Annotated in this window: 27 protein-coding genes; 18 read left to right on the plus strand and 9 right to left on the minus strand. The window is 59.0% G+C overall.

The window, feature by feature from the left end; genetic code table 11:
• Positions 1 to 143 precede the first annotated feature (143 nt).
• Positions 144 to 992, minus strand: coding sequence for a 23S rRNA (adenine(2030)-N(6))-methyltransferase RlmJ (locus DKK66_RS15975; RefSeq protein ID WP_045848109.1), 849 nt, complete (start codon positions 990 to 992; stop codon positions 144 to 146).
• Between the two features lie 50 nt (positions 993 to 1,042).
• Positions 1,043 to 1,789, minus strand: coding sequence for a tRNA pseudouridine(65) synthase TruC (locus DKK66_RS15980; RefSeq protein WP_131361048.1), 747 nt, complete (start codon positions 1,787 to 1,789; stop codon positions 1,043 to 1,045).
• A gap of 463 nt (positions 1,790 to 2,252) precedes the next feature.
• Here DKK66_RS15980 and DKK66_RS15985 point away from each other — a divergent pair, with 463 nt between their 5' ends.
• The 7 genes from DKK66_RS15985 to DKK66_RS16010 all read left to right on the plus strand — a co-directional run bounded on the left by DKK66_RS15985 (position 2,253) and on the right by DKK66_RS16010 (position 9,088).
• Positions 2,253 to 3,257, plus strand: coding sequence for a BMP family protein (locus DKK66_RS15985; RefSeq protein ID WP_045848108.1), 1,005 nt, complete (start codon positions 2,253 to 2,255; stop codon positions 3,255 to 3,257).
• A gap of 123 nt (positions 3,258 to 3,380) precedes the next feature.
• The gene (locus DKK66_RS15990; RefSeq protein ID WP_062790674.1) at positions 3,381 to 4,907 is read left to right on the plus strand and encodes an ABC transporter ATP-binding protein; all 1,527 of its coding nucleotides are present in this window, start codon (positions 3,381 to 3,383) and stop codon (positions 4,905 to 4,907) included.
• Complete coding sequence (locus tag DKK66_RS15995; protein WP_082696176.1) at positions 4,904 to 6,010, plus strand: ABC transporter permease; 1,107 nt, start codon at positions 4,904 to 4,906, stop codon at positions 6,008 to 6,010. The genes DKK66_RS15990 and DKK66_RS15995 overlap by 4 nt, the downstream gene beginning before the upstream one ends.
• Positions 6,010 to 6,972, plus strand: coding sequence for an ABC transporter permease (locus DKK66_RS16000; RefSeq protein WP_197715528.1), 963 nt, complete (start codon positions 6,010 to 6,012; stop codon positions 6,970 to 6,972). Before DKK66_RS15995 ends, DKK66_RS16000 begins: the two co-directional genes overlap by 1 nt.
• A gap of 224 nt (positions 6,973 to 7,196) precedes the next feature.
• On the plus strand, positions 7,197 to 7,877 hold the full coding sequence (locus DKK66_RS16005; RefSeq protein ID WP_131359657.1) for a hypothetical protein: 681 nt from the start codon (positions 7,197 to 7,199) through the stop codon (positions 7,875 to 7,877).
• Positions 7,877 to 8,035: a hypothetical protein gene (locus DKK66_RS20220; protein WP_165494199.1), complete on the plus strand. Its 159-nt coding sequence runs from the start codon at positions 7,877 to 7,879 to the stop codon at positions 8,033 to 8,035. Before DKK66_RS16005 ends, DKK66_RS20220 begins: the two co-directional genes overlap by 1 nt.
• Before the next feature lie 489 nt (positions 8,036 to 8,524).
• The gene (locus tag DKK66_RS16010) at positions 8,525 to 9,088 is read left to right on the plus strand and encodes an FxDxF family PEP-CTERM protein (protein ID WP_131359659.1); all 564 of its coding nucleotides are present in this window, start codon (positions 8,525 to 8,527) and stop codon (positions 9,086 to 9,088) included.
• Between the two features lie 76 nt (positions 9,089 to 9,164).
• Here the strand turns inward: DKK66_RS16010 and DKK66_RS16015 are convergent, their stop codons facing one another.
• Positions 9,165 to 9,797, minus strand: coding sequence for a phosphatase PAP2 family protein (locus tag DKK66_RS16015; RefSeq protein ID WP_165494200.1), 633 nt, complete (start codon positions 9,795 to 9,797; stop codon positions 9,165 to 9,167).
• Positions 9,798 to 10,270: 473 nt separating this feature from the next.
• On the minus strand, positions 10,271 to 11,758 hold the full coding sequence (locus DKK66_RS16020) for a hypothetical protein (protein WP_131359663.1): 1,488 nt from the start codon (positions 11,756 to 11,758) through the stop codon (positions 10,271 to 10,273).
• A 379-nt stretch (positions 11,759 to 12,137) separates the two neighbouring features.
• On the opposite strand from DKK66_RS16020, the gene DKK66_RS16025 reads away from it, so the two are divergent.
• Positions 12,138 to 12,542 carry a cytochrome b562 gene (locus DKK66_RS16025; protein ID WP_131359665.1) on the plus strand — a complete coding sequence of 135 codons (405 nt, stop codon included), beginning with the start codon at positions 12,138 to 12,140 and terminating at the stop codon, positions 12,540 to 12,542.
• A gap of 13 nt (positions 12,543 to 12,555) precedes the next feature.
• A complete protein-coding gene (locus DKK66_RS16030; RefSeq protein ID WP_207389798.1) occupies positions 12,556 to 13,119 on the plus strand; it encodes a cytochrome b in 564 nt (187 codons plus the stop codon).
• 171 nt (positions 13,120 to 13,290) lie between these two features.
• On the opposite strand, the gene DKK66_RS16035 is transcribed toward DKK66_RS16030, so the two are convergent.
• On the minus strand, positions 13,291 to 14,634 hold the full coding sequence (locus tag DKK66_RS16035; protein WP_131359667.1) for a sigma-54-dependent Fis family transcriptional regulator: 1,344 nt from the start codon (positions 14,632 to 14,634) through the stop codon (positions 13,291 to 13,293).
• A gap of 175 nt (positions 14,635 to 14,809) precedes the next feature.
• Here DKK66_RS16035 and cydP point away from each other — a divergent pair, with 175 nt between their 5' ends.
• From cydP to DKK66_RS16070, 7 genes are all read left to right on the plus strand, one after another.
• Positions 14,810 to 15,001 carry a cytochrome oxidase putative small subunit CydP gene (gene cydP / locus DKK66_RS16040; protein ID WP_062790996.1) on the plus strand — a complete coding sequence of 64 codons (192 nt, stop codon included), beginning with the start codon at positions 14,810 to 14,812 and terminating at the stop codon, positions 14,999 to 15,001.
• The gene (locus DKK66_RS16045) at positions 14,991 to 16,541 is read left to right on the plus strand and encodes a cytochrome ubiquinol oxidase subunit I (protein WP_131359669.1); all 1,551 of its coding nucleotides are present in this window, start codon (positions 14,991 to 14,993) and stop codon (positions 16,539 to 16,541) included. Before cydP ends, DKK66_RS16045 begins: the two co-directional genes overlap by 11 nt.
• 78 nt (positions 16,542 to 16,619) lie before the next feature.
• The gene (cydB, locus tag DKK66_RS16050) at positions 16,620 to 17,759 is read left to right on the plus strand and encodes a cytochrome d ubiquinol oxidase subunit II (RefSeq protein WP_207389799.1); all 1,140 of its coding nucleotides are present in this window, start codon (positions 16,620 to 16,622) and stop codon (positions 17,757 to 17,759) included.
• A 1-nt stretch (position 17,760) separates the two neighbouring features.
• Positions 17,761 to 18,120: a nitrogen fixation protein gene (locus DKK66_RS16055; protein ID WP_131359671.1), complete on the plus strand. Its 360-nt coding sequence runs from the start codon at positions 17,761 to 17,763 to the stop codon at positions 18,118 to 18,120.
• Entirely contained in the window at positions 18,117 to 18,221 is a 105-nt protein-coding gene (cydX, locus tag DKK66_RS16060; RefSeq protein ID WP_370302624.1) for a cytochrome bd-I oxidase subunit CydX, read from the plus strand. The genes DKK66_RS16055 and cydX overlap by 4 nt, the downstream gene beginning before the upstream one ends.
• 214 nt (positions 18,222 to 18,435) lie before the next feature.
• Positions 18,436 to 18,771, plus strand: coding sequence for a hypothetical protein (locus DKK66_RS16065; RefSeq protein ID WP_131359673.1), 336 nt, complete (start codon positions 18,436 to 18,438; stop codon positions 18,769 to 18,771).
• A gap of 54 nt (positions 18,772 to 18,825) precedes the next feature.
• Positions 18,826 to 20,718 carry an FAD-dependent oxidoreductase gene (locus tag DKK66_RS16070; protein WP_131359675.1) on the plus strand — a complete coding sequence of 631 codons (1,893 nt, stop codon included), beginning with the start codon at positions 18,826 to 18,828 and terminating at the stop codon, positions 20,716 to 20,718.
• A 138-nt stretch (positions 20,719 to 20,856) separates the two neighbouring features.
• Here DKK66_RS16070 and DKK66_RS16075 read toward each other — a convergent pair whose 3' ends face one another.
• A complete protein-coding gene (locus DKK66_RS16075; RefSeq protein WP_131359676.1) occupies positions 20,857 to 21,762 on the minus strand; it encodes a LysR family transcriptional regulator in 906 nt (301 codons plus the stop codon).
• A gap of 133 nt (positions 21,763 to 21,895) precedes the next feature.
• Here DKK66_RS16075 and DKK66_RS16080 point away from each other — a divergent pair, with 133 nt between their 5' ends.
• Positions 21,896 to 22,642 (plus strand): SDR family oxidoreductase, encoded by a 747-nt coding sequence (locus DKK66_RS16080; protein WP_131359678.1) that lies wholly within the window; start codon positions 21,896 to 21,898, stop codon positions 22,640 to 22,642.
• A gap of 91 nt (positions 22,643 to 22,733) precedes the next feature.
• Here DKK66_RS16080 and DKK66_RS16085 read toward each other — a convergent pair whose 3' ends face one another.
• From DKK66_RS16085 to DKK66_RS16095, 3 genes are read right to left on the minus strand one after another with little or no spacing between them, the layout of a single operon-like run.
• Positions 22,734 to 23,828 (minus strand): MBL fold metallo-hydrolase, encoded by a 1,095-nt coding sequence (locus tag DKK66_RS16085; RefSeq protein WP_131359681.1) that lies wholly within the window; start codon positions 23,826 to 23,828, stop codon positions 22,734 to 22,736.
• A 43-nt stretch (positions 23,829 to 23,871) separates the two neighbouring features.
• The gene (locus tag DKK66_RS16090; RefSeq protein WP_165494201.1) at positions 23,872 to 24,849 is read right to left on the minus strand and encodes an aldo/keto reductase; all 978 of its coding nucleotides are present in this window, start codon (positions 24,847 to 24,849) and stop codon (positions 23,872 to 23,874) included.
• A 58-nt stretch (positions 24,850 to 24,907) separates the two neighbouring features.
• Positions 24,908 to 25,477 carry a TetR/AcrR family transcriptional regulator gene (locus tag DKK66_RS16095; protein WP_131359685.1) on the minus strand — a complete coding sequence of 190 codons (570 nt, stop codon included), beginning with the start codon at positions 25,475 to 25,477 and terminating at the stop codon, positions 24,908 to 24,910.
• Between the two features lie 227 nt (positions 25,478 to 25,704).
• Here DKK66_RS16095 and DKK66_RS16100 point away from each other — a divergent pair, with 227 nt between their 5' ends.
• Positions 25,705 to 26,607 carry a LysR family transcriptional regulator gene (locus tag DKK66_RS16100; RefSeq protein ID WP_131359687.1) on the plus strand — a complete coding sequence of 301 codons (903 nt, stop codon included), beginning with the start codon at positions 25,705 to 25,707 and terminating at the stop codon, positions 26,605 to 26,607.
• The last annotated feature ends 89 nt before the right edge of the window (positions 26,608 to 26,696 follow it).

The raw sequence follows: 26,696 nt of genomic DNA on the forward strand, positions 1-26,696 counted from the left end.
AGTGATGCGTTTGAAATCAACCCCCGACCTTGCTTGGGGGTTGATCAGGAATCACCATCAAAACCGCAGCCAACTAGCGATGTGGCTGCACAAGAAAAATGCCACCTCGCAGGGTGGCATTGTGCAATGGAGCGGGGAGCGGTTTACAGGTCGCCGCCGGTTTCCAGAATGAAGCTGGCCTTGGCATCCTGGCCCAGGTGTTCAACCAGATAGGGCAGGACTTCCTTGAGCATGGCAGGCAGGGTCCACGGCGGATTCAGCAGGAACATGCCGCTGCCGTACATGCCAAAACCGTCTGCCGATGGCGCCTGCACATGCAATTCGGCGCGCAACCAGCTCTTGGCGGGCAGTTTTTTCAGCTCTTTGGGTAGCTCTTTCATCTCGGCGCGTTGCAGGCAGGGGTACCACACGGCGTACACCCCGGTGGCAAAACGCTTCAGGCCTTCTTTCAGTGCGGTCACCACGTGCTGGTAGTCGCGTTTGTCCTCATACGGCGGGTCGATCAGCACCAGGCCGCGACGTGGCGGTGGCGGCAGGATGGCCTTGATGCCTTCAAAGCCATTGGCCTGTTGCAACTGGGTGCGGCGCGGATGGCCGCCAAAGTTCTGCTCCAGCAGCTGAAAGTCGGTGGGGTGCAGTTCGAACAGGCGCAGTTTGTCGCTTTGCGGCATCACGGCAGCGGCACACCAGGGTGAGCCGGGGTAGTAGCGCAGTTCGCCATCCGGGTTCATTTCGCGTACCACGTCCACATAGGCTGCGACCGCAGGGGGCAGGTCGGTACGGTCCCACAGACGGGCAATGCCGCTCAGGTATTCGGCATTCTTGGCTGCATAACCCTCTTGTAGAGCGTAACCACCGGCACCGGCATGGGTGTCGATATACCAGTAGGGTTTGTCTTTCTGGCCCAGGTAGTCCAGTACGGCAATTTCAATCAGGTGCTTGAGCACGTCGGCGTGGTTGCCGGCGTGAAAGGCGTGGCGATAACTCAGCATGCATCAGCTTTCTAAGACAATGGCGGCATTGTAGCGGATTTGGCAGTCCATCAGACGGCGGTCAGCCAGTTGGCGGGCAGGGCCTGTTCCCAGCCCAGTGCACGCACTACGCTGGCAAAGTCTTCTGCCAGCGGGCAGGTCAGCTGGATGGCTGCGCCGGTCTGCGGATGGGTGATCTGCATTTCCATGCAGGCCAGCAACATGCGCTGGCTGCCAAAGTGCTCGGCAAACATGCGGTTGTGCACGCCCTTGCCGTGGGTGGCATCGCCAATGATGGGATGGGCGATGTGCTTCATGTGGCGGCGCAACTGGTGGCGGCGGCCGGTGAGCGGGGAAAGCTCCAGCAGTGCGTAGCGGCTGGTGGGATAGCGGTCCACTGCAATGGGCAGCTCCACCGTGGCCAGGCGGCGGTAGTCGGTTTGCGCCTCCTGCGGGCCCGGCGGCACCTTCTCACCCAGCCAGGCCAGGTCGTCCACACGGCGGCTGAGGGCGTGGTCGATATGGCCGGATTCGGCCGGATGGCCGCGCACTACCGCCAGATAGCGCTTGCTGACTTCCTGGCGTTCGAATTGCCAGCTCATCTCACGCGCACTGTCCTTGTCCAGCGCAAACAGCAAGACGCCGGATGTGCCCTTGTCCAGCCGGTGTACCGGATAAACCCGCTGGCCGATCTGATCGCGCAGCAGCTGGATGGCAAAGCGGGTTTCGTGGCGGTCCAGTTCGGAGCGATGCACCAGCAGGTTGGACGGCTTGTGGATGGCGATCAGCTGCGAGTCGCGGTAGAGGATGGGTAGCATGGTGGTATGGTCAGGAACAAGGCGGCGATTGTAGGGCTTTGCGCCCGGCTTGGATATGTGGCTGGCCATGACGTGGCTGATTTGACACAGCAAGGGGTAGGGGGGAGACAGTGCAATCTTGCCTTGCACCGGCCAATTCGTCATATTTTCTGTTTTGTCATGGCATGTTGGCATGTGTTTTATAGCGTTGGGCGCAGCATGGTGCGGTTTTGTTGCGCGCAACACCCAGCTTTGCGACAGGGTATTTCAAAGTCGAGAGGAAAATGTTTACAGTCAATTTTCCCCTCATTACAATTCGCCGCGCCCATCAGATTGAAATACCGCCTTGTTGGCTGATTTCGGTTTAGCTACAACAAGGTGATGTGTGCAAAAAAGCCAATGCGGAAGGTGGGGCTTCCCGAAGCTGCCTGTGCTGGCATGTCCGGCACAAGCCTGTTGACCAACAAAACCAAGAGTTCCTGATATGACCATTCAATTGAAACGTGCAAGCCTTGCCGTTGCCCTGTCCGTACTGGCTGGCACAAGCTTTGCCAAGGATTTCAGCCCGGCAGTGATTTACGACCAGGCTGGCAAGTTCGACAAGAGCTTCAACGAGGCGGCGTTCAACGGCGCAGAACGTTTCAAGAAGGAATTCAAGATCAGCTACCGTGAGGGCACCATCGCTTCGGAAGCGCAGAAAGAACAACTGCTGCGCAACCTGGCACGCAAGGATGCCGACCTGATCGTCTCCGTCGGCTTCTCCTTCACCCAGGCGGTGGAAACCGTGGCCAAGGAATTCCCCAAGGTGAAATTCACCATTATTGATTCCGTGGCCAAGGGTCCGAACGTACAGAGCATCGTGTTCAAGGAACAGGAAGGCTCCTTCCTGGTGGGCATGGCTGCCGCGCTGGCGTCCAAGTCCGGCAAGGTGGGTTATATCGGTGGCATGGATGTGCCGCTGATCCGCGCCTTTGGCTGTGGCTATGTGCAGGGTGCCAAGTACGCCAACAAGAAAACCGAAGTCATCCAGAACATGACCGGTACCACCCCGCAGGCTTTCAACGACCCGGCACGTGGTACCGAACTGGCCAAGAGCCAGTTTGACCGTGGTGTGGACGTGGTGTTTGCCGCTGCCGGTGGTACTGGCCTGGGTGTATTGCAAGCCGCCAAGACCGCAAACAAGCTGTCCATCGGCGTGGACAGCAACCAGAACCACCTGTACCCGGGCTTTGTGCTGACTTCCATGGTGAAGCGCGTGGACAATGCCGTGTACGACACTTTCAAGTCCGCCAAGGATGGCAGCTGGAAGCCGGAAGTGAAGGTGATGGGCCTGAAGGAAGGTGGTGTTGACTGGGCGCTGGATGCCAACAACCGCAAGCTGATTTCCGCCGATATGGAAAAGAAGATTGGCGCGGCCAAGAAGGACATCATCAGCGGCAAGCTCAGCGTGGTGGACTATCGCACCAACAACAGCTGTCCGGTGAAGTAAGTCTTTAGATGACCTTTTCCCGGCTGCGGCCCGGGAGGACTGCAGGCACGATGGCTTCGGCTCTCGTGCCTGTTTGGTTCTTGTGGCCCGGCCGGGATTCATTGCATGCGGGGAAATACAGGCATGACTGATTTCGCCATCGAACTGGCTGGCATCAGCAAGCGCTTTGGTGCGGTGCAGGCCAATCGCGATGTGTCCATGCACATCGCCAAGGGCTCCATACACGGCATCATCGGGGAAAACGGCGCGGGCAAATCCACGCTGATGAGCATTCTGTACGGCTATTACCAGGCCGACAGCGGCAGCATCCGGGTGAATGGCCGTGAGGTGCGCATCCGTAACAGCCAGGAGGCCATCCGGCTGGGTATCGGCATGGTGCATCAGCACTTCATGCTGGTGGATACCTTTACCGTGCTGGAAAACATTGTGCTGGGGGCCGAAGGCGGTCTGCTGCTCAAGCAGGGCATGGAGCAGGCGCGGGCGCATTTGCTGCAGCTCAATCGCGATTATTCGCTGGAAGTGGACCCGGACGCCCTGGTGGGCGAGCTGGGCGTGGGCCTGCAACAGCGGGTGGAAATTCTCAAGGCGCTGTATCGCGGTGCCGATGTACTGATTCTGGATGAGCCCACTGCGGTGCTGACACCGCAAGAGGCCGACCATTTGTTCTGCATCCTGCGTGCGCTGCGCGAACAGGGCAAGACGGTGATCCTGATCACTCACAAGCTGCGCGAGGTGATGGACATTACCGATGCGGTGAGCGTGATGCGCGCCGGCACCGTGGTGGGTAATGTGCGTACTGCTGATGTCGACAAGGAAAAACTGGCCGACCTGATGGTGGGGCGCAAGGTATCGCTGAAGGTGGACAAGGCCGAGCGTACACCCGGCGCAGCGGTGCTGGAGGTCCGTGGCCTTAGCCTGACCGATGCGCGCGGCGTCAAGCTGCTGGACGGGCTGGATTTTCAGGTGCGTGCCGGTGAGATCGTCGGCATCGCTGGCGTTTCCGGCAATGGTCAGTCCGAGCTGCTGGAAGTACTGGCCGGCATGGTGGAACCCACCAGCGGTGAAATTCGCTACCACGGCAAGGACTTGCTGCAGGAAAAATCCAGCCAGCCGCGTGCTGCGCTGTATCGCCAGAAGGGTATTGCCCATGTGCCGGAAGACCGTTCGCGCGAGGGGCTGGTGAAATCCTTCCCCATGTTCGAAAACGCCATTCTGGGCTACCACAACGACAAGACCATCAGCCGCCGCGGCCTGTTCTCCCGTCAGGCGCTGCTGGCGCGTACCCGCGACTTCATCCGCCAGTTTGACATCCGTCCGGACAATGCCCAGCTGCGTGTGGGCCTGCTGTCCGGCGGCAATCAGCAAAAAGTGGTGCTGGCACGGGAAATCCACGCCAACCCGGACTTGCTGCTGATCGGCCAGCCCACGCGCGGGGTGGATATCGGTGCCATCGAGTTCATCCACCGTCGGCTGGTGGAATTGCGCGATGCCGGCAAGGCCATCTTGCTGGTGTCGGTGGAACTGGAAGAAATTCTGGCCTTGTCCGACCGCATCCTGGTGATGGCGGGCGGGCAGATCAGTGGTGAAGTGGCGGCCAGGGAAGCCGACACCGTATCGCTGGGCTTGTTGATGGGGGGGCATAAACAGTGAAATTCGGACAACCGTCCACCTTGCCGCGCTGGGCGCAATTAAGCGTGCTGCCGGTACTCAATCTGCTGGCCGCCTTGCTGGTGACCGGCTTTGTTACCTGGCTGATTGGCGAAGACCCGTGGGAATGCCTGCAACTTCTGGTCAGCGGTGCCTTTGGCAGTGGCGAGGGCATTGGCTATACGCTGTTCTACACCACCGGCTTCATTTTTACCGGCCTGGCCGTGGCGACGGCTTTTCATGCCGGCTTGTTCAATATCGGCGGGGAAGGGCAGGCCTATCTGGCTGGCCTTGGCGTCACGCTGGTGGTGCTGGCGTTTGATCACACCCTGCCGCCCTTGGTGCTGGTGCCGCTGTGCATTCTGGCAGCCATGGGATTTGGTGCCGCCTGGGCCTTCATTCCGGGCTGGTTGCAGGCCAAACGTGGCAGCCACATTGTGGTGACCACCATCATGTTCAACTTCATCGCCTATTCGCTGATGTTGTACCTGATTGGCCATCACCTGATTGAAGCCGGTTCGCAAAACCCCACTACGCGGGAATTCGGCCACAATGCCTGGATTCCGGCCCTGCATCAGCTGGCTGCCGGTGTGGGGATCGAACTGCCCAATACCCCGCTCAACCTCACCTTCATCATGGCCTTGCTGGCCTGCGTGCTGTTCTACCTGCTGGTGTGGCATAGCCGCTGGGGCTTCCAGCTGCGTACCGTCGGCGTGAACGAAAGCGCGGCGCGCTATGCCGGTATCAATGTCAGCAAGACCATCATGCTGGCCATGTGCATTTCCGGTGCGCTGTCCGGCTTTGCTGCCATCAACGAATTGCTGGGTTCCACCCACCGCATGAATGTGTCCTTCACCAATGGCGTGGGCTTTGTCGGCATTGCCGTGGCGTTGATGGGGCGCAACCATCCGGTAGGCATCATCCTGTCCGCCTTGCTGTTTGGCGGTCTGACCCAGGGTGGGCTGGAGCTGTCGTTTGAAAAGCCGGTGATTACCCGCGAGATGATCATCTTCATCCAGGGTTTGATCATCCTGTTCTGCGGTGCACTGGAAAACCTGTTCGAGCCCTTCATCGCCGGGCTGTTCAAACGCAAGGAGGATAAGTGATGGAGCAATGGCTCAGTCTGCTTGATTCAACCATCCGCGTGGCCACGCCGCTGGTGCTGGCGGCCTTGGCAGGCATGTTCTCCGAGCGTTCCGGCGTGGTGGACATCGGCCTGGAAGGCAAGATGCTGGTGGCGGCGTTTGCCTCCGGCGCGGCGGCTTTTGTCACCCATTCGCCCTGGCTGGGCCTGTTGGCCGGGGTGATGGCAGCAGTCAGCATGGCCATGGTGCATGCCTTTGTTTCGGTTACCTATAACGGCAACCAGCTGATTTCCGGCATGGCCATCAATACCATTGCCTCCGGCATTACGCCGGTGCTGGGTCTGGCCTGGTTCCAGCAAGGTGGCAATACGCCGCAGCTGGATGATGATTCGCGCTTTCACGACATCACCCTGCCGTTTGCCGATGCCTTGTCGAATGTACCTGTCCTTGGCCAGCTGTATAGCAAGCTGCTGTCCGGGCACAGCATCCTGGTGTACCTCACCATCCTCATCATTCCCTTGGTGAGCTGGGTGGTATACCGCAGCCGCTTTGGCCTGCGCCTGCGCGCGGTGGGCGAAAACCCGCATGCCGCGGATACCGCTGGTGTGTCTGTAGCGCGGGTGCGTTACATCGCGCTGTTCTGGGGTGGTGTGCTGTGCGGCATGGCCGGTACTTTCCTGTCGGTGTATCAGACTGGTTCCTTTATCAAGGAAATGACGGCGGGCAAGGGCTTTCTGGCATTGGCGGCACTCATCTTCGGTAAATGGCGCCCGCTGCCTGCGGTGCTGGGCTGCTTGCTGTTTGCCTTTGCCGATGCGCTGCAAATCCGGCTGGAAGGGGTGGATCTGCCTATCGTCGGCCAGATTCCGTCGCAGGCCATCCAGGTCATTCCCTATGTGCTGACTGTGTTGCTGCTGGCTGGTTTTGTTGGTCGCGCGGTAGCACCCAAGGCTATTGGCGTGCCCTTTGTCAAATCGCGCTGATGCGGTGTTGTTGATGCAGGATCAAATCAGGAAAACCGGCCACTGGCCGGTTTTTTCATGGCCAACGCATGCGGCGGAAATTAGTAAACAAGTGTTGGATACACTACAACACATGCATCGCCTGCCACGTATGCAGGCGCGGTGGGACTGGAACAAGCAGCCTGCCGAAGCAAAGCAGTCAATAACAATGAGAATGTGTTTTCGGGGGAAATATGTGGCTGAGCATGCTGGTGTTGGTTGTGTCAGGTTTTGTCATTGCCGGGCTTGCCACCTGGTTGGGTGCTGTCTGGGCTGAGCGGAGCGGGCAGCAGGACGTGGCATTGCCGCCCTGCGCCGAAATCCAGCTGCCGCCTGCATCCCAGCCGCGCCGGCGCAGTGATGAGGCGGCAGCCAGAAGTGGCGGCCCATTTGTGCGTGATCGTCTTACCTTTCCGCCGCTGGATTTTCCCGCTGTCATCATGCATAGCAGCATCACGCCTGGGAAATGCTACCGGGTTGATCCGGGCAGCATGAGTTGTAGCTGTAATTACTTTTTGCTGCGTGGTGCGCACGCGCCAGTGGGCAGCAAGGAACGGCTGTGCCGGCACTTGCGCCGCTTTTATGCCCAGCGCGGCGGCCTAGCGCCCATCGTCAATATGGTGTTGCTGGATGACGTCCACTTTTGTGAAAGCGACCAGCTGTGGTCCGGCGAAGTGGAAGGCGTGCCAGTGGCCATCGCCTGGCGGGAGGGTGACCCGTGGGTGACGCTGTATTCCCGCAATAATTCCCCCGGCCAACCGGCCCAGTTCGAACGCTTCAACTACCACCTTGGCCGTCAGGATTGGGCAGACGGGCGCATGCCGCGTTTCAATGCGGCGGTGATCAAAAGCATGCTGGGGGAGTGGTTTGGCGGTGGAAGTTCCTGATGTCAGAACAGGGCTATCTGCTTGTTCTGCTGGAAGTATTGCTATCCGTGTTGCATAAATGCAGCGAAAAACCGACAGATCGGCAAAAAATTTTACCTGATAGCCCAATTTTTGATCTGGTTTCTGGGTCGGTGATCAAAATTGTTAACAAGTTTTGAAGAGGGCGAGGCAAGTGTTGGTCTGTTTGGAATTCCAGTTGCCGGGCTTGATGATGGAGATGTTATTTATAGTTAATTGTTGAAAACCCAGCCCTGTGCGCTTTTTTAATAGTAAATTGCAATCAGTACACTGTTTTGATTTTCATTGGCAATCAGTGTTTGTGGCAAATTCATCTCTGTTGCTCAGAAATTACATGGGCTTGCCTAGGGTGTAACAGGCTGATTTACTAGCAAAGTTTAATAGTGGAGCTGTCCGGCAGGTATGTGCGTGCTTGGGATGGAGGGAGAGACGAACAGGATGGTTATTTGTAAAAAAGGTTTGAAAGACAATCTGTCGGCACTGCTTTATAGTTCGGCCATGTAAAGAAGTTAAAGATATGTATGTCGGTCAGATGCAGTATGGATGTATTGGCAAATCTTCGTGAATTGCTCTGGGCCGTATCTGTCTTCAAGAGCGTTTAAATACTAAATCCTTCAGGGAGTTCGTCAATGAGCAAGTTCAAAAAACTGCTGGTTAGTGCGTCCATCGCCTCCGTTATGTCTTTTGCTGCAGGTCATGCTGCAGCTGACACCGTTTTGGCACCGATTTCCCCGGTTACCGTTAATGTAAACGGCACCACTTCTACTTCCTTCTCTCAGTCCACCGTTTTCTCCCTGGACTCCCTGAGTGAAGTAGCTGGTAGCGTATTCCTGTACAAGAAAGCCGGTACAGGCACTTCCGCTTTGCAAAGCATTGCCGCTACCCTGTGGCAAAAAACCGGCAGCAGCTGGACTTCGGTATGGACTGATAGCGCTTCCTTTGCCCAGTCTAGCCATACTTCTACCTGGTCTTCCTCTTTTGACCAGTCCCCGCTGGCAGCCGGTCTTTACAAGCTGACGCTGACTGGCAGCATTTTCTCCGGCACCAAGCTGTCTGGTTATTACAACTACAACCTGTCGATCTCCCCGGTTCCGGAGCCGGAAACCTACGCTCTGATGGGTGTTGGTCTGGCTGCAGTGCTGCTGCGCCTGCGCAAGAAAAAAGTTTCCGGCACCGCCGCTGTTGCCGTGTAAACATGTTCTGAAGCTGCTTGCCAGCTGCAAAAAAAGCCTGATGATTTCATCAGGCTTTTTTTATTGTCCGGCACGTTCAAGGCCGCCTGCCGTTTTGTCCAGTCATGGACTCAGCGTGCAGGTCAGTACGGCTGTAGGGTTTTTCGTGTTGGGAAATCGCCAATGCTAGCCGGGTGATGATGTCCTGCCCCGGTGCCTTGTTGCCAAATTGCAGGTTGAATACCACTAGCGCCGGTATCAGCAGGCAGACTGCCGCTTTGCTGCTGTAGCGTTCTGCAGTTTTGCTGGCAAACCAGCTGCTGGCCAGCAAACCACAGGCAAACCCCAGTACCACTTCTGATAGGGAATGGGCGTGGACTTCCAGGCGTGAGTAGCCAATGGCTGCGCCGCCCAGCCAGCCTATGGCCAGGGCCAGGGTGCTGTGACGCGGTAGCCAGGCGCGGCTGAGCAGGTATAGCAGTACCGGCAGGGTGGCGGTGGCCAGCATGGTGTGGCCGCTGATGCCGGTAAAGTCGAAATCGCTACTGCCTATGCCCCAGCCGATAAAGGCGATCTTGCTGATGGCGACCAGCAGTCCGGCACTGCCGAAGGCCAATAGCCAGCGCAGGCTGCTGGAAAATTGCTTCTGCGCGGCCAGCCAGACGGCAATGGTGGCGGACAGCGGCAGCATGACGGCGAGGTCGCCCAGGTTGGTGAATCTGTTCCACATGCGGGTGGGTGCTCCTTGATTTGGCTGCCCGGCTTGCTGTGCTGGCGGGCGGCTCATTATACGGCAGGGCCTGTTGGCGGATGGCGTGATTGGAGGCGGGGCGGTTGGGAAAGTTCTGAGCTGCTGCAATGCTGCGTGCCAGAGAGGGTGTGTTGCATCTTGGGGCGGGCGGTGCGCAGTGCGCAATGGCGGCTATTGGCTGCTGGCCAGCACAGTTGCTGGCTGCTGACGGTGTATTGCTGCCCGTTTGCCCGTTTGCCCGGTTAGAGCGGTTGACGCAGGTACGCTTGGCGGCTGCAGGCTGCAGGCTGCGCTGCCTGATGCCTTGCAGCCATTACGGCGAGCAGGTTTTTTGCTCTTGAAGCGACTAAGGAAGCAGCATAGCGCCCCTGCGGCAATGCGCGCCGACGCAGGCCCAAGATAAAAGTATGGCAAGAGGGCGCAACACGGCGGCTGGTTTCTGTTAGCGACGCCTAGCTTGCCAGCTGGAATTCCATGGCCTGATACAGGCCGGTATTCATGTGCATGCGTGTTACCTTCACCCGGTGTTCGCCGCGCTGGTCGCGCAGGCGGAATTCCTTGCCGCGCAGCAAGGAGTGTCCCGGGATGATGAGCAGGTCGGCATTGTGATCGCCATCAGCCGCGGGCAGGCGCAGTGCAGGCTGATAGCTGGCATGCTGGCCGGCTGCCAGCGGGCTGACATCGACTGCTTCCGGGTCGTTGCCTATCAGTTCTGCTCCGCAGGAGACTTCATTGGCGTGTTCGGATACTGCGGTCCAGCGCACGGCATACAGCGATGGGGTGCGATGTGCCTGCTTGTCGGCAATCAGCAGCAGTTCGCCGATTTTCAGTGACTGGTAGCCCGGGTCGCCACGTAGCAGCAAGCCGCTTTCACTCTTGTTGATGGCCTGGAAGATGGATATCTGCGAAGGGGGCGTGCTGTTGCGCAGACCGGCCTGCATGTCCGGCCGGACGGCACCGCCGCCCAGTATCTGGCGGATGGAGCGCATTTGCGCGATCAGTGCCATGGACTGCATTACGGCCTGGCGCTGATGACGGCGCCGGCGCGGCGATTGCCAGCCATCCATCAGTCTTTGCGCGACGATGACCGACAAGGCATCGCGGCCGGGCATGCCGGCCTGGCTGGTATGGGTCTTCAGCACATCGATGGCTGCGCCAAGGTCGCAGGACAGGCAGTGTTCGCGCTGGGGCAGGGTGTCGGTTTCCAGCAGGAATTGCGGCGGGGCGCCACGGGTGAGGTCCAGCAAGTAAAGATGTCCGGCCCTGGCTGTGTCGGCGGCGGGCAGTGGCTGAAGTGCCACCTTGTCCGCCAGGCGCGCAGTCCACAGCAGGGTGGCTTCGACTTCCCTGGGGCTCAGGTTCTTGCCATCGGTGATGCCCATCAGCTGGAGCTGGTGGTAGCCGTGCAGGATGCTTTGGCCGTCGGGCAGCTGATGCTGCAACCAGTTGTGCTGGCTGGCGTTGTAGTACAGGTAGTGGGTGGCCAGCCAGAAGCTGCCATTCAATTCCACATGACAGCGCAGGGCAAAGCTGGCATAGCGCCTGGCCACACACAGTGCCAGTGTCAGTTGTTGCAAGGCGCGTCTGCGCCAGGTCAGTAGCGGACGGCTGCTGAGTGTGCTGCGCAGGTCTTGCAGCAGCGGTTCCAGCAGGTGCTGCAAAACCTTGCTGCCCATGCGGGCCAGGCGCAGGGCAGGGTGGTTGCAGGCATTTTCACTGAACTGGATTTCCAGCTGGTGCAGCCAGCGGCAGACGTGATCGAACAATTGCTGTTGCAGCGCCAGCCGCTGTGCGGGCTGTATGGCATTCTGGCAAATGAAGCCGTGTATCTCGATGAGTTGTTCGCCGCTGCCACGCAGATCGCCCCTTGGTAGCCGCTCCAGCCAGTTGTTGACTGTTTTCTGGTTTTTATTGTGACCGAGGGCAGAGTTCAGACGCATGTGGGTTCAATCCATTGTTCTGTATGAAGGCGGCGTTTGCACCGGCTTGATGGCTGACCGTACCGTGCGCGGGGTGCCGCGACTGGATATTGGTACTGTGCGATTGGGATGCTGCCAGGCCTGGCGGGTTAGCAGGCATGTGCAGTGCGGGCCATCTGTTCATGAAGCTGCATGATTCTAATGAATCTGTCATGAATGAACGATACGCATATCCACCTAGGATGATGTGGGCTTGCGCTGTATTGCGGACTGCAAGAGCAGCGCTATGTCAGACAGGCCGGGGCGCGCAGTGCGATGGCAGGTACTGGCTGCCATGCCGGATTTACCCTTTTTTTGTCATTGCGCGGCTTTAAGTTTGCGTTAAGCACTGCCTTTTAACATGGCCCCATCCATCCAGAAGGGGTACCCAATGTCTCGTTTCATGCAAAAAACCTGTGCCGTGCTTTCCATTGCCTTGCTGTCTTTCTCTCTGGCGTCTGCTGCACAGGCCGGTGAAGTGAAGAAGCTGATGAAAGACATGAAAGTGGCCATGCAGCAGGCGATGGCCAGCAAATCCATGCCTGAGTTTTCCCAGAATTTCTCCCGCTTGCAGAGCGATGCCAAGCTGGCTGGCGAACAGGCCTGGCGGGCTGACCCGGCCTTGTACAAGGAAGGTATGCAGAAACTGCAATTTCAGCTTGCTGCGGTTGATACGCAAATTAAGGCGAATAATCTGGCGGGAGCCAAATCCGCGTTGAGTGACGTCAATCCGATCAAGAAAAAATACCATAACTATCTGAATTGAAAGGAGAGCGTTGATGGAAATGTCCGGAGAGCTATCCGCCTCCTCAGGCCATGCAGGGCAATCGGCCAGGCGCTACCCCTTGCTGATCATCCTGGCGCACTGGCTGATAGCGGGCGGGATTGCAGCCAATCTGGTCACCGGCTGGCTGCTGGATGACGCAACCGAGCTGCTGGACCTGCATCGTTCCATTGGTGTGCTGGTGCTTGCGTTTTCAGCCTTGCGCCTGTTCTGCCGTTTTGCCTACCGCAAGCAGATGCCGGATTCGGTGAACGAGGCCGGGTCCTTGCAATACCGGGTGGAGAAGCTGGCGCACACGCTGCTGTATGCCGGCATGGTGCTGGTGCCTTTGCTGGGCTGGCTGAAAACCAATGCGGCGGGCCATGTGCTGGTGCTGTTTGATACCGTGGAGCTGCCGGTACTGATGGCGAAGAACCGCGAGCTGTCGTCCTTGTTCGGCGAGTTGCACTCAGTAAGTGCTTATCTGCTTGCCATGTTGATTGGCCTGCACATTGCCGGTGGTGTGGCGCATGTGATGATGGAAAAACGCAATGTATTCAAAAGGATGTTGCCTTTTTGATTGCCTTTCGCAGCAGGCCGGCCTGGCTGTTGACCGCGGCTGATTGCCAGGCTGCTTGTTGAGCCGGACTGCAGTGTCTGGCACGGCTGATCCGCCTGGCGGCCCGGCCTGCTGGAACAAAGATTGCTTGAGACTGCTTCACCAAGGTTGCATTCTCTTTGCCCCCGCCCATCAGGTGGGGGTTTTCTTTTCCAGCGCCGCCAACTGGCGGTATAGCGTGCGTTCGGTGATTTGCAGGCGGGCCGCCAGTTCCTTGCGGCCCAGCTGACTGTGGCGAACCGCCCATTGCAGATAGCGGGCCTGTACTTCGGCCAATGGCAGCAGACCGCACTGGAAGGGCTGCATCGGTGCCGGTGCCACGGGCTGGGGCATGCTGTCGGTTTGCAGGCCGGATGGTGCATTCAGGTGCTCGCGGCTGATCTGCTCGCCGTCGCTCAGCAGGCTGGCGCGTTCCAGCAGATTGCGCAGTTCACGGATATTGCCGGGGAAGGCTTGCTCTACCAGCCATTGCCGGGCGTCGGCGTCCAGTTGCAACTGACGGCCCGGGGCCACCCGTTCCAGCAGGGCGGCGGCCAGCAGCGGAATGTCCTCGCGCCGTTCGCGCAGCGGCGGCAGACGGATGGGAAACACGGCCAGCCGGTAGTAAAGGTCGGCGCGGAAGCTCCCTTCAGCCACCATCTGCGCCAGATCGCGATGGGTGGCGGCTATCAGGCGGAAATTGGCCGGTATGCTGTGGATGCCCCCCACCCGGCGGAAGCTGCCGCTTTCCAGCAAGCGCAGTAGTTTCACCTGCTGCGACAGCGGTAGGTCGCCGATTTCATCCAGAAACAGCGTGCCGCCATCGGCCGCTTCCACCAGGCCCTGCTTGCGCTGCTGTGCGCCGGTAAACGCGCCTTTCTCATAACCGAACAATTCACTTTCCAGCAGGGTTTCGGTCAGGCTGGCGCAGTCCACGGCAATGAATGGCCGCCTGGCATCGCCGCCACTATTGTGGATGGCACGGGCCAGGCCTTCCTTGCCGGTGCCGGATTCGCCAATCAACAACACCGCGGCGCGGGACGGGGCCGCGCGGCGTGCCAGCAGCAGCATGCTGCGAAATGCCGGGCTGCGTCCCACCATCTTGTCCGGCACCGGCTGGCTGCTGGCTTGCGGCAGATGCTGCATTTTCTCGATGAACAAATGGCGGTGCCCGCTGATGTCGGCCAGCGGCATCAATTCCACATCCACATGCTCTTCGCCATGGGCGGTGCGGTGAATGTGCAGTACCCGCTCCGGCTGGCCGCTGCTTAGCGTCATTTGCAGCGGGCAGGATTCGCCCTCTTCATTGCAAGGCCGCTGATAGCCATGGGATGCCGCATGACAGCGCTGACCCACCACCTGGCCATACAGGGCTTGATACGCCGGGTTGGCATGCAGGATTTCAAACTGTTCGGTAATGACGATGCGTGGCTCGTCCAGTTCATCCAGCATGCGGCTGATGGTGTCCAGGCTGGCTTCGGTGGTCAGTGGTGACATGGTGACGTTGGTGACATGACGAAAATGTCATGTTAGCCCGGAAAATGCCGCCAATACAGCGAATTTTCGCCCTCTGGCTGCTGGCATGGCACTTGCAATCAGCGCTGTCAGGCAGGGTGGGCCCGACCGGAATGGCCGGTGTGGCTCTGTTTACCCTGACAACGGGAATCAGCCCATGAAAAAGACATCAAGCAAGCTGAGCCGTGAGCTGGCCTGGATCATCGGTATCAAGCTGGTATTGCTGCTGATCATCTGGAAGGCATTCATCGCGCCTTACCGCGTGGCGGTAGATGCCGATTCCGTCGCCGGCAAGGTGCTGAATCCGGCACAAAGCAGCCAACAACTGGAGAAAAACAATGCTAGATAATGTCGTCGATTTATCGCGACTGCAGTTCGCCGTGACGGCGCTTTACCACTTTCTGTTTGTGCCGCTCACCATCGGCATGGTGTGGATGCTGGTCATCATGGAGGCGGTATGGGTGATGACCGGCAAGCAGGTGTATCAGGACATGACCCGTTTCTGGGGCAAGCTGTTCGGCATCAACTTTGCGCTGGGGGTGACTACCGGCATCACCATGGAATTCCAGTTTGGTACCAACTGGGCGTATTACTCGCACTATGTGGGCGATATTTTCGGCGCTCCGCTGGCCATTGAAGGCCTGATGGCCTTCTTTCTGGAATCCACCATGATCGGTCTGTTCTTTTTTGGCTGGAACCGCCTGTCGCGCAAGCAGCACTTGCTGGTGACCATCCTGATGGCCATCGGTACCAATCTGTCGGCCTTGTGGATATTGATTGCCAATGGCTGGATGCAGAACCCGGTGGGTGCGGAATTCAGCTACCAGACCATGCGCATGGAAATGACCGACTTTGCCGCGCTGCTGTTCAATCCGGATGCCCAGGCCAAGTTCGTGCATACCGTCAGCGCCGGTTATGTCACCGGGGCCATGTTTGTTTTGTCCATTTCCAGCTGGTATCTGCTGCGTGGGCGCAATGTGGAGTTTGCCCGCAAGAGCTTCCGCATTGCCGCGGCGTTTGGCTTTGCCAGCGTGTGTTCGGTGATTGTGCTGGGTGATGAGTCCGGTTACACCGTGGGTGAGGCGCAGCAGACCAAGCTGGCCGCCATCGAGGCCATGTGGCATACCGAGCCGGCCCCCGCGTCGTTCAACCTGCTGGCTTGGCCCAATGAAACACGCATGGAAAACGACTGGCAGTTGAGCATTCCCTGGGTGATGGGCCTGATTGGCACCCGCTCTGTCAGCAAGCAGATTCCCGGCATCCACGAAATCATGGCGCAAAACCGCTTGCGCATTCAGTCCGGCATGCTGGCGGTGCAGGCGCTGGAAGCCGTGCGGCGCGATCGTAAGGACAGTGCTGCGCTGAAGGTGCTGGAAGCGCACAAGCAGGATCTGGGCTTTGGCCTGCTGCTGAAGAAGTACACCGCCGATGTGGCCACCGCCACACCACAGATGATTGATGCCGCCGCGCGCGACACCATTCCTCGCGTGGCACCGATGTTCTGGTCCTTCCGCCTGATGGTGGGCATGGGCATGGCCATGTTGTTGTTGTTCGGCTGGTCGTTCTGGGCTTCGCTCAAGGGGGATTTCCAGCACCGTCCGCGCCTGCTGAAGCTGGCCTTGTGCTGCCTGCCGCTGCCGTGGCTGTCCTGCGAGCTGGGCTGGGTGGTGGCGGAATACGGCCGCCAGCCATGGACCATCTACGGCGTGCTGCCCACCCGGCTGTCGGTGTCCACCCTGTCGGTGGAGTCGCTGTACGGTTCGCTGGCGGGTTTTGTCGGTTTCTACACCGTGCTGCTGGTGGTGGAAATGATGCTGATGGTGCGCTTTGCCCGTCAGGGGCCGGGTAGCCTGGGCACCGGCCGCTACGACAATGAAACCGCTCACTGATATCGGCTTACAACACATCTGCTGCTGTATTGCGGCAGGGCTGTTGTGCTGCTTCGTGCACAGCACAAAGGAATAATCATGCTGGATTATGCAAGTCTGAAGGTGATCTGGTGGCTGCTGGTTGGCGTCTTGCTGGTCGGTTTTGCCATCATGGATGGTCACGATATGGGTGTGGGCACGCTGCTGCCCTTTGTCGGCAAGGACGATACCGAACGGCGGGTGGTGATCAACACCGTCGGCCCGCACTGGGACGGCAACCAGGTGTGGTTCATCACCGGGGGCGGTGCCATTTTTGCCGCCTGGCCGCTGGTGTATGCCACCGCGTTTTCCGGTTTTTACTGGGCCATGCTGCTGGTGTTGTGGGCGCTGTTTTTCCGCCCGGTGGGCTTTGACTACCGCAGCAAGATAGACAACCCCACCTGGCGTTCGGTATGGGACTGGGGCCTGTTTGTCGGCGGAACGGTGCCGCCGCTGATCTTTGGCGTGGCCTTTGGCAATTTGCTGCAAGGCGTGCCGTTTCATTTCGACAACAATCTGCTCTCCACCTACGACGGCAGCTTCTGGGGTCTGCTCAATCCGTTTGCCCTGCTGTGCGGGGTGGTGTCCAGCGCCATGATCAGCTTCCACGGCGGGGTGTATCTGGCGCACCGCACCGAGGGCACTATCCAGCAGCGTGCAAAAGCCTGGGTGCGGGTGACGGGGCTGATCTGGCTGCTTGGTTTCACCCTGGCCGGCATCTGGCTGGCGCGGGGGATTGATGGTTATGTGATCAGCTCGGCCATACAGCCGGATGCGCTGCCGGACCCGCTGGCCAAAACCGTCAGCCGTGCCGCCGGGGCCTGGCTGGGCAATTACCAGCGCTGGCCCTTGACCATGCTGCTGCCGGCCACCGGCTATCTGGGCTGTATTGTGGCCATGCTGCTCTTGCGTAATGGCCGCAGTTTTGCTGCTTTCTGGGCCTCCGCCGTAGGGCTGGCCGGGGTGATTGGTACGGCTGGTGTCAGCATGTTCCCCTTCGTGATGCCATCGTCCAGCCATCCGGCTTCCAGCCTGACGGTGTGGGACAGCGTGTCCAGCCAGCTCACGCTGCAGTTGATGCTGGTGGCCACGCTGATCTTCATGCCCCTGATCATCCTGTACACCCGCTGGGCCTACAAGGTGATGGGCGGCAAGGTGACCGCCGCCTATGTGCGGGAAAACAATCACAGTGCCTATTGAAATGAAAATCGCCATAGCCAGTCAGAACCGGCGTACCAGCACCGCCCACGCCGGCAAATGCACCCATTTCTGGGTGGTGGATAGTGAGCAGGGCAGCTGTGTCAGCCTGCGTTTGCTGCCGGAGCAGATGCTGAGTCAGGCGGCAGGGTTGGATGGACACCCCTTGCAGCAAGTCGATGTCGTTCTGGCCCTCAGTGCCGGACAGTCACTGGCGCAACGCCTGGCAGCCATTGGAACGGTGCTGGCCCTGACGGAGGAAAGCGACCCTCTGCGGGCGGCCCAGACCTGGCTGGCAGGGCGCAAAACCGCAGTGCAGATGCCGGGAAAAGGCCGCTGCCAGATGATGATAAGGAGAGCATGATGTGGTACTTCGCTTGGGTATTGGGTATCGGTTTTGCCGTATCGCTGGGCATCCTGAATGCCATGTGGGGAGAGTACGAGCAGGATCGCAAACAGCAGTAATAAGGATGATGTGAAGCAAAGCGGCGCAGTCCGGGTGAGTCCTGGCTGCGCCGTTGTCATGTTGTCAGCGCCAGATGCTGTTCTGTGCAGCCGCCTGGCAGGCGCTTCCGGGGCGCCATGCCATTTTTAAAGACACTTCTTAAGAATTATCAGAATATGCTTATTCATTTGAATCTGCCACATCGTAAGACTACCGGGTTTTGCAGAGGCAATCATGTCTGAAATTTCTGGTGGTAGTGTCAAGTCAGTGGTGGATCTGAAAGATTACCGACAGCCCATGGTGACATCAATCGGGGTTATTCTGGGTTTTCTGATTGGTTTTCTTGGACAGTGGGTCACGGAAAGCGATTTTAATCTGGATCGCTTGGACGATCAGTTCATTTTTGGTGGTTGCTTTGTCGGTGTCGTGTGTCTGTTTATTGCCCTATTCAGAATGCTATCAGTGGTGCAGGTAGACGACATGGTCAAGTTTTATAACAGAACACTATGGATTTATTTTTTTGGTGTGGTGGTCATGTTTGCAGGAATCATGCTGTCCGTATTTCTTTGATACTTGCTTTCAGTTATTGGCACGTGTGTTGTGTGAATCCTGAATGAGGTTGTTATGCCTGAAATATCACGGCGAGATTTTTTGAACGGAATGGCTGTGCTTGGTTTGTCCGGATTGATGCGTCCGGCAGATGCACTGGCTGCCGCTTCAAGCCCTTATCCACCCCGGCTGACTGGATTGCGTGGAAATCATCCAGGCTCGTTTGAAGTGGCGCATGGGCTGGCATGGGGAGGTGGCGGAGACTTCGGTAAAGTCGAGGCCGGAGTCGAGAACTACGACTTGATTATTATCGGAGGTGGCATCAGTGGCCTGTCTGCTGCCTATTTTTATCGAAAACATGTCAAGTCAAATGCCAGAATTCTTGTTCTGGATAATCATGACGATTTTGGTGGCCATGCCAAGCGCAATGAATTCTTGATCGGTGGACGAGAGTACATCAGCTATGGCGGGGCGCAGTCTTTGGATAATCCATCCGCATACGGAAAAACTACATTGCGCATGTTGTCGGAGTTGGGGGTTGATTTATCCGCGCTGGCGCGAAGCTACGACAAGGATTTTTTCAAAAAATACCAAATGACTTCCGGTGTGTTTTTTGATGAGGCTGATTTTGGCAAATCAATGCTGCTGAAAAGTGGCATGCCTGCTGCCGGTAGTGTGGACGGTGAAATCAGCCAGTGGCTGCCCGGCCTGTTGGCTCCGCCAGCATTTCAGGATGTCATCCAGCGTGCACCATTGACGGATGCCCAGAAAAAAATGCTACGCACGGTATTGGCTGGTTCCAGTCGCGGGGTGGATTACTTCAAGGGCGCCTTGGGTGAGAAAAGATTCTATGAAGGAAACTATATTGACTACCTGTCTGCGGTTTATCAGATAAAAGACAAGGGGCTGCTTAAACTGCTTTCCATGACCCTGGCGGAAGAAGCCGCACTGGGCGGGCGTGGCGTGTCAATGCCCTTGGCGCAGGAGTCCGGCTTGTTGGGTATTCCGGATGGCCGCAGCCTGGCCCGGGTGCTGGGGGATGCGTCTTTGATTCCTGATGCTGAGGGCGGCGATGAGTATACCTATCACTTTCCGGATGGGAATGCCACGCTGGCAAGGCTGTTGGTGGCAAAGCTGATTCCGGGCGTGGCAAATTTCAAGACGGTGGATGAAAGCCTGCTTAGCCGGTTTGACTATCAGAAACTGGATAATCCGGACAATCCGGTGCGCATCCGTTTGTCCAGTACGGTGGTGAAGGCGGATAACAAAGATAATGGAACTTTTGTCCAGTATGTGAGGAATGGAAAATTATACGAGGCCAGGTCTGCCTGCTGCGTGATGGCGGCCTGGCATATGATGGCCGCACATATCATTCCCAGCTTGCCAGCCAGTCAGAAGGCTGCCATGAAGGCAAATGTAAAAATGCCTCTGATCTATGCTCAGGTGGCTTTACGCAATTGGAAAGCCATCCAGAAAAGCGGTGTGGCGGCTTCTTACTGTCCGGGCTCTTATTATCAGTTTGTACAAATGGACTTCCCGGTCAGGTTCTCCAGTTATGCCCCTGACCGCTCGCCAGACAAGCCCACGGTGTTGTTCATGTCACGCATGCCATGCCCTGCATTTGCCGAGGGGTCGGTGCCTGATCTGTTGCGGCAAGGGCGCGCGGAGGTGCTGAGTACCGACTTTGCGACCTATGAGAAAAATATCCGCCAGCAATTGGCAGCCATGTATGGGCCTGCCGGGTTGGATGTAAACAAGGATATCGCAGCAATTACCGTTAACCGCTGGTCTCATGGTTATACATTTGAAGATGCCATGTATAACAAACGTCCGGCCTACCTGACGTCAAGCATGCGTCATGGGCGTATAGCCATGGCCAATGCCGATGCCACTGGCCGGGCCTATGTTGATGGCGCTATTGATGCAGCATGGAAGGCGGTGCGGGAACTCAAGCGCTATGCGGTTTGAGATGGTTATGCCCAGTTGCATGGTCTGCGCACATTGAACTGACATGCAAAGGCTTGTGTATGTGTAGATATAAGACCGGGCTGCTTCCGGCTGCGCCTTTGTCATGTTGCATCTGCCGCGGTGTGTGCCGCAGTGGATTCAGCGGAAAAACGCGGCCTGACTGAAGTGTTGCAGCAAGTGGTCGAATACGGCGCGGATACGGGCGGGTACCGGCCCGCGCTGCGGTCGGTACAGATAAAGCTGCCATGGCGCTGGGGCCAGCTGCGGCAATACCGCTTGCAGCTGTCCGCTGGCCATCAGCGGCGCGGCCATGAAACCGGCCAGCTGGCCAAAGCCGATGCCGCCAAGCACGGCCTGGCATTCGGCGCGGGTATCGCTGGCCATGAATACCGGGGCAGGCGGCTGCCACTGTTGTTCACCGGCCAGAAACCACGGCCAGGGTTTGCCGGTATTCGGGTCCAGGCTCACTGTTACCGGCAGCGCTTCCAGCTCGGCCAGCGTGCTTGGGGTGCCGCAACGGGCCAGCAGGGCCGGGCTGGCCACGATGTGAAACGGCACCGGACACACGGCGCGGGCAATCACCCGGCTGTCACGCATGAAGCCCACCCGGATGCCGATGTCGATCTGCTCGTCCACCGTATTGCTCAGCACGTCGGACAGGCGCAAATCCACCCGCAAACCGGGGTGCAAGGGCAGCAGGCTGGCCAGCGCCGGTGTCAGATAGGCATCCCCGATGGCGGCCGGGGCGGTTATCCGCACCAGCCCGCTGATTTCATCCGCCGCCTGCGGGCCTTGATGCTGGAACAGTTGGTCCATTTCCCGCACCGTGTGCCTGGCACGCACTGCCAGGCTGGCGCCAAACTCGGTAATGCGGATATGGCGGGTATTGCGGTAGAACAGTACTTCGCCCAATAGCTGTTCCAGCTCCTTGATGGCGCGGGTTACCGCCTGTGGCGAGCTGCCCAGTTGCTGTGCCGCTTCCTTGAAGCTGCTGCATTCCGCGGCCACGCAAAAGATGCGCAGCATTTCCAGCCGGTTCAACATGGTTTGGCTCCCGTCGCTGATTTATTCCATTTTTTGTCATTATAAAATGCAAACAATTTCATTTATTGGTGTTTTCTGCTGATGGATACTGCTTTGCAAGGCGGGACGGACCCGCCATCACATGGAGCAAGCAATGTCGAATGGAATCGCAGGAAAAGTCGTGGTGATTACGGGTGCCAGCAGCGGGCTGGGCGAAGCTACGGCCCGTCACCTGGCGGCGCTGGGTGCGCGGGTGGTACTGGGCGCACGCCGTGGCGATCGCCTGCAGGCTCTGGTGGAGGATATCCGCCAGGCTGGCGGCGAGGCAGTACATGCGGTGACCGATGTCACCAGCAAGGAGGATGTGCAGGCGCTGGTGGAGGCCGGTCGTGCTGCCTTTGGCCGGGTTGACGTGATGGTCAACAATGCCGGTCTGATGGCCATTGCTCCCATGTCGCAACTGCGCAGCGACGAGTGGGACCGCATGATAGACATCAATATCAAGGGCGTGCTGTATGGCATCGCTGCCGTTCTGCCCTTGTTCGAGCAGCAGGGCGGTGGCCATGTGATCAATATTTCGTCGGTGGCCGGCATCAAGGTGTTTGCGCCGGGCGGCACGGTGTATTCCGGTACCAAGTTTGCCGTGCGTGCCATTTCTGATGGCTTGCGCCAGGAGCTGGCCGGCAAGGTGAGGGTGACCTCCATCGAGCCGGGTGCCGTGGAGAGCGAGCTGAAGTTCGGCTCCAGCGACCCGGCCAGCCGTGAGGACATTCTGGCGTTTTATCAGCAAGAGGCCATCCCGGCCGATTCGGTTGCCCGCGCCATTGCCTACGTCATCGAACAGCCGGCGGATGTGGCCATCAACGAAGTGGTATTGCGCCCGACTGTGCAGGAATTCTGATCCTGTAACCGTAAACGCAAACGTCCCCTCGCGTGCAGGCGCGAGCGGGACGTTTTGTCTTGTCCGGCCGCAGGGCTGATATTGACGCTGTTCAGTCTGTTTCCGGCAGTGGGTCGGGGTGGGCTATTGCGCCAAGGCGTGGTCTGCTGGCTTCGCTCTGACGCCACCACGGCTGGGTCTGGGCTGGGTGCAGAATGTCCAGCCGCTCGCCAAAGCGCGGCGTGCGCAGGCTGACTGCGTGCCGGGCGGCCAGTGTGCTGATGCGCTCCAGCGGTTCGGTCCAGCCATGCAGTGCCAGATCGAAGGTGCCGTTGTGGATGGGTATCAGCACTTCGCCACGCAGGTCGAGATGGGCTTGCAGGGTTTGCTCGGGATGCATGTGCACGTCTGCCCAGTCTTCGTTGTAGGCACCGTTTTCCAGCAGGGTGAGGTCGAAGGGGCCGTGGTGCAGGCCAATCTGGCGGAAGCCGTCGAAATACCCGCTGTCGCCACTGAAAAATACCCGGCTCTGGCTGCTGCCAATCACCCATGACGCCCACAGGGTGCGGTTGCCATCCCGCAGGCCCCGCCCGGAAAAGTGCTGGGCCGGGGTGGCGGTGATGTACAGCGGCCCGGCAGTCACACTTTGCCACCAGTCCAGCTGGTGGATTTTTTCCGCCGGGATGCCCCAGTCCTGCAGGCGCTGGCCTACGCCCAGCGGGGTGATGAACAGCTTGGTTCGCTGCTGCAAGGCAATGACGGTGCTGCGGTCCAGATGGTCGTAGTGGTCGTGGGAGATGATGACCACATCCAGCGGTGGCAAGTCATCCAGTGCGATGGGTGGCGCATGGAAGCGCTTGGGGCCGATGAAAGAAAAAGGCGAAGCGCGCTGGCCGAACACCGGGTCGGTCAGCAGGAAAGCACCATCCAGCTTGAACAGCACGGTGGAATGCCCCAGCCGCCACAGGCTGTTGTCTGGTGCAGCGGCCAGGTCGGCCGGGCTCAGGGGCAGTGGCTGGATGGGCCGGTCAGGTACGGCGTGCGGTGATTTGTCGGTAAAAAAGCGCAGCATGATGCGCAGGGTGTCGCGCAGCCCGCCTGCGCGGCGTGGCTGGGCGTTGCGATAGCGGCCGTCGCGCAGCAGGCTGCCGCCGGGCGATGGCTGGCCGGCTTCGGCTGCCGGTTGGTCTGTGTTCAAGGTGGGCATGAGGTTCTTCCTGGTGAGGGAAATGAAATGGCTTGCAGCTGGCTCAGGCGCAGCTTCTTGCCAGCTCGCCCTGTGCTGCCGGCATCTGCTCCTGTGGCGCAAACCAGTCTGGCAAGAGCGGGGTGGGGGCGCTGGCAGCATCCAGTAGCAGCAATTCGGTGGCGGACAGCTGCAAGGTGGTGGCATGCAGGACCTCTGTGTGCTGCATGGCGTTGTTGAAGGCCGGCACGATGCTGGAAACCGCATCGCGGGCCAGCAGCCAGGCCAGCGCAATCTGCGTGGCGCTGGCCTGATGACCATCGGCAATGTCACGTAACAGTTCGGCCAGCCGGTGATTGCTGCGCGGGCTGTCTGTCAGCGTGGGGCAGCTGGCGTGGCCTTGACTGGGCTTAAGGCCGCTTGGCTTGGCCTTGGCAATCAGGCCCAGGCCATAGCTTTGCAGCATGGGAATGGCTTCCCGCTCCGGGCTGCGGGTATTCAGGGCGTAGTGCAGCTCGCCAAAACAGAAGGGCGCCCAGCCGTGACGCTGTTGCAATTCCAGCGCTTTGGCCGCCTTCCAGGCGGGCCAGTTGGCAAAGCCCAGATAACGGACTTTCCCGCTACGTACCATGTCGTCCAGCGCTTGCAGGGTTTCTTCCAGCGGCGTGTACGGGTCTTCATGCGGTACCACGCACAGGTCCAGCCAGTCGCTGCCCAGCCGTTTCAGGCTTTGCTCGATGGACCATGCAATATCGCTGCGCGACAGGCTGGGGTGGCTGTGGGTGCCGTTGCGCCGCGCGCCAAGCCGGCTGCTGACCAGCACTTCGGCCCGGCGCTTGCCCAGGGCTTTTGCCAGCAGCGATTCCGCCATGCCGTCCATGCAGCTGGTGGCATCAAACAGATTGATGCCGGCATCCAGTGCCTGGGCTATGCCGCGGGCTGTCTGCTGTGCAGCATCCGGGCAGGCCGGGTCTGGCCGCGGTACTGCACAGGCCAGCCGGGAGAGGGTGGGGCCGCCAAGGCCCAGTCGCGCATAGTGCATGGCACAGTCCTGTTGTGAGTACTCACTCATTAATTGGGCAAAAAAGACGGTGCAATTGTCAGCGCACCGAGCCGGACCAGAACACCCGGAATCCGGCGCTCTTGTAGGCCTGGCCATTGGCCGGGTCGCGCACCACAAACTGGATGGTGGTTTCCGCCAGCGCCATGAACACGGCATCGGCAAAACCACCGGGCAGGGCGGAGAGGCCGTTGTTGTCGGAGCAGGCCTGGGCGACACATTTGATGTCGGACAGCTGGCTTGCCACCGTGCAGCGGGTTTCATCGGTTACCTTGTCCGATACCACCAGCTGGTTCAGCGTTTTGAAAAAGGACAGATTGCTCACGCCCCAGTCTATGTAGGCATCCCACAGCGCACGCACCTGTTCGTCCAGGCTGTCGTGCACGGCCATGTGCTGGCGCAGCGCGGCAGCCAGATCCAGCTTCAGGTGGGTGTAGAGCGCGTTGTACAGCACATCCTTGGTGGCGAAATAGCGGAACAGCGTGCCTTCGGCCACGCCAGCACCACGGGCGATCGACGCAGTGGACGCACCCAGCCCCTGCGCAGCCATGATGTCGGCGGCAGATTCCAGCAAGGCGATGCGCTTTTCTTCACTGCGAGGGAGGGCCATGGGCGGAGAAAGTAAGTGAGTAATTACTCATTCTATCCGTGCGGGCTGCTCAGGCGCAAGTGAGTTGCACACCCCATGGGAGATGTGTTGCGGCGATGGTCTGGCTGGCGGTTGTTGCTGCTTGTTCTGGCAAAGCAGGCCTGCCACCGGCGAAGATGGCAGATTGTGCTGGCGCATTGCGCCATCTTGCAAAATAATGCGCCAGTCCAAATGAGATTATTTCAATAATGGCCCGTGAAAACCTGAATGACCTGCGCACTTTTGTCCTGGTAGCCCGCGAAGGCAGCTTTACCCGTGCGGCGGCCAAGCTGGGTGTATCGCCCTCGGCGGTGAGCCACACCATGCGCGCGCTGGAGGAAAGCATGGGCATGCGTCTGGTTACCCGCACCACCCGCAGTGTGGCGCTGACCACAGCAGGCGAGCAGGTGCTGGCCATTTTTGCCCCCCGGCTGGACGAAATCGAAGCCGAGCTGTCGGTACTGCGCGAGCAGCGTGACAAACCGGCGGGCAGCATCCGCATCACCGCGACCGATTTTTCCGCCGAGCAATACCTGCTGCCCAAGTTGGCGCAGCTCCTGCCGGACTACCCGGACGTGCAGGTGGAGCTGTCCATCGACTACGGGCTGACCGATATTGTGGCGCAGCGCTTTGATGCCGGTATCCGCTTTGGCGACCAGGTGGCGCGCGACATGATTGCCGTGCGCATCAGCCCGGATATCCAGACCACCGTGGTGGCCACGCCAGCCTACTTTGCCCGCCATGGTGTGCCAGAACACCCGCGCGAGCTGACCGAACACAACTGCATCAGCATGCGCCTGCCCACCTATGGCGGGCTGTACGCCTGGGAGTTCGAGCAGGGCGCGCACAAGTTTTCCATCCGGGTGGGTGGCCAGCTCATCATCAACACCCTGCCGCAGATGCTGAATGCCGCGCTGGCCGGCATGGGCATAGCCTATACCGCCCGTGACTATGTACAGTCTTATCTCGCCGATGGCCGCCTGCAGGAAGTGCTGCAACCCTGGTGCGCGGTGTTTCCCGGTTTTCATCTCTACTACCCCAGCCGCCGCCAGTCTTCGCGTGCGCTGATGCTGCTGGTGGATGCCTTGCGTTACCACGCCGGCCAGGCATAACTCTTCCCGTCGCGCTGTCTTCCGTGCAGCTTGCGCTGTCATTGATGAATTTATCTCACAATGGCATGCATGAAATTGCATCTAGTTCA

The sequence above is a fragment of the Aquitalea sp. USM4 genome (genome assembly GCF_004328945.1).
Taxonomy (GTDB): domain Bacteria; phylum Pseudomonadota; class Gammaproteobacteria; order Burkholderiales; family Chromobacteriaceae; genus Aquitalea; species Aquitalea pelogenes.

What these genes read in the sequence shown, in the direction of transcription:
- DKK66_RS15975 (WP_045848109.1), bottom strand. Translation starts at nt 992, where the DNA reads ATGCTGAGTTATCGCCACGCCTTTCACGCCGGCAACCACGCCGACGTG.
- DKK66_RS15980 (WP_131361048.1), bottom strand. Translation starts at nt 1,789, where the DNA reads ATGCTACCCATCCTCTACCGCGACTCGCAGCTGATCGCCATCCACAAG.
- DKK66_RS15985 (WP_045848108.1), top strand. Translation starts at nt 2,253, where the DNA reads ATGACCATTCAATTGAAACGTGCAAGCCTTGCCGTTGCCCTGTCCGTA.
- DKK66_RS15990 (WP_062790674.1), top strand. Translation starts at nt 3,381, where the DNA reads ATGACTGATTTCGCCATCGAACTGGCTGGCATCAGCAAGCGCTTTGGT.
- DKK66_RS16000 (WP_197715528.1), top strand. Translation starts at nt 6,010, where the DNA reads ATGGAGCAATGGCTCAGTCTGCTTGATTCAACCATCCGCGTGGCCACG.
- DKK66_RS16005 (WP_131359657.1), top strand. Translation starts at nt 7,197, where the DNA reads ATGCTGGTGTTGGTTGTGTCAGGTTTTGTCATTGCCGGGCTTGCCACC.
- DKK66_RS20220 (WP_165494199.1), top strand. Translation starts at nt 7,877, where the DNA reads ATGTCAGAACAGGGCTATCTGCTTGTTCTGCTGGAAGTATTGCTATCC.
- DKK66_RS16010 (WP_131359659.1), top strand. Translation starts at nt 8,525, where the DNA reads ATGAGCAAGTTCAAAAAACTGCTGGTTAGTGCGTCCATCGCCTCCGTT.
- DKK66_RS16015 (WP_165494200.1), bottom strand. Translation starts at nt 9,797, where the DNA reads ATGTGGAACAGATTCACCAACCTGGGCGACCTCGCCGTCATGCTGCCG.
- DKK66_RS16020 (WP_131359663.1), bottom strand. Translation starts at nt 11,758, where the DNA reads ATGCGTCTGAACTCTGCCCTCGGTCACAATAAAAACCAGAAAACAGTC.
- DKK66_RS16025 (WP_131359665.1), top strand. Translation starts at nt 12,138, where the DNA reads ATGGCCCCATCCATCCAGAAGGGGTACCCAATGTCTCGTTTCATGCAA.
- DKK66_RS16030 (WP_207389798.1), top strand. Translation starts at nt 12,556, where the DNA reads ATGGAAATGTCCGGAGAGCTATCCGCCTCCTCAGGCCATGCAGGGCAA.
- DKK66_RS16035 (WP_131359667.1), bottom strand. Translation starts at nt 14,634, where the DNA reads ATGTCACCACTGACCACCGAAGCCAGCCTGGACACCATCAGCCGCATG.
- cydP (WP_062790996.1), top strand. Translation starts at nt 14,810, where the DNA reads ATGAAAAAGACATCAAGCAAGCTGAGCCGTGAGCTGGCCTGGATCATC.
- DKK66_RS16045 (WP_131359669.1), top strand. Translation starts at nt 14,991, where the DNA reads ATGCTAGATAATGTCGTCGATTTATCGCGACTGCAGTTCGCCGTGACG.
- cydB (WP_207389799.1), top strand. Translation starts at nt 16,620, where the DNA reads ATGCTGGATTATGCAAGTCTGAAGGTGATCTGGTGGCTGCTGGTTGGC.
- DKK66_RS16055 (WP_131359671.1), top strand. Translation starts at nt 17,761, where the DNA reads ATGAAAATCGCCATAGCCAGTCAGAACCGGCGTACCAGCACCGCCCAC.
- cydX (WP_370302624.1), top strand. Translation starts at nt 18,117, where the DNA reads ATGATGTGGTACTTCGCTTGGGTATTGGGTATCGGTTTTGCCGTATCG.
- DKK66_RS16065 (WP_131359673.1), top strand. Translation starts at nt 18,436, where the DNA reads ATGTCTGAAATTTCTGGTGGTAGTGTCAAGTCAGTGGTGGATCTGAAA.
- DKK66_RS16070 (WP_131359675.1), top strand. Translation starts at nt 18,826, where the DNA reads ATGCCTGAAATATCACGGCGAGATTTTTTGAACGGAATGGCTGTGCTT.
- DKK66_RS16075 (WP_131359676.1), bottom strand. Translation starts at nt 21,762, where the DNA reads ATGTTGAACCGGCTGGAAATGCTGCGCATCTTTTGCGTGGCCGCGGAA.
- DKK66_RS16080 (WP_131359678.1), top strand. Translation starts at nt 21,896, where the DNA reads ATGTCGAATGGAATCGCAGGAAAAGTCGTGGTGATTACGGGTGCCAGC.
- DKK66_RS16085 (WP_131359681.1), bottom strand. Translation starts at nt 23,828, where the DNA reads ATGCCCACCTTGAACACAGACCAACCGGCAGCCGAAGCCGGCCAGCCA.
- DKK66_RS16090 (WP_165494201.1), bottom strand. Translation starts at nt 24,849, where the DNA reads ATGCACTATGCGCGACTGGGCCTTGGCGGCCCCACCCTCTCCCGGCTG.
- DKK66_RS16095 (WP_131359685.1), bottom strand. Translation starts at nt 25,477, where the DNA reads ATGGCCCTCCCTCGCAGTGAAGAAAAGCGCATCGCCTTGCTGGAATCT.
- DKK66_RS16100 (WP_131359687.1), top strand. Translation starts at nt 25,705, where the DNA reads ATGGCCCGTGAAAACCTGAATGACCTGCGCACTTTTGTCCTGGTAGCC.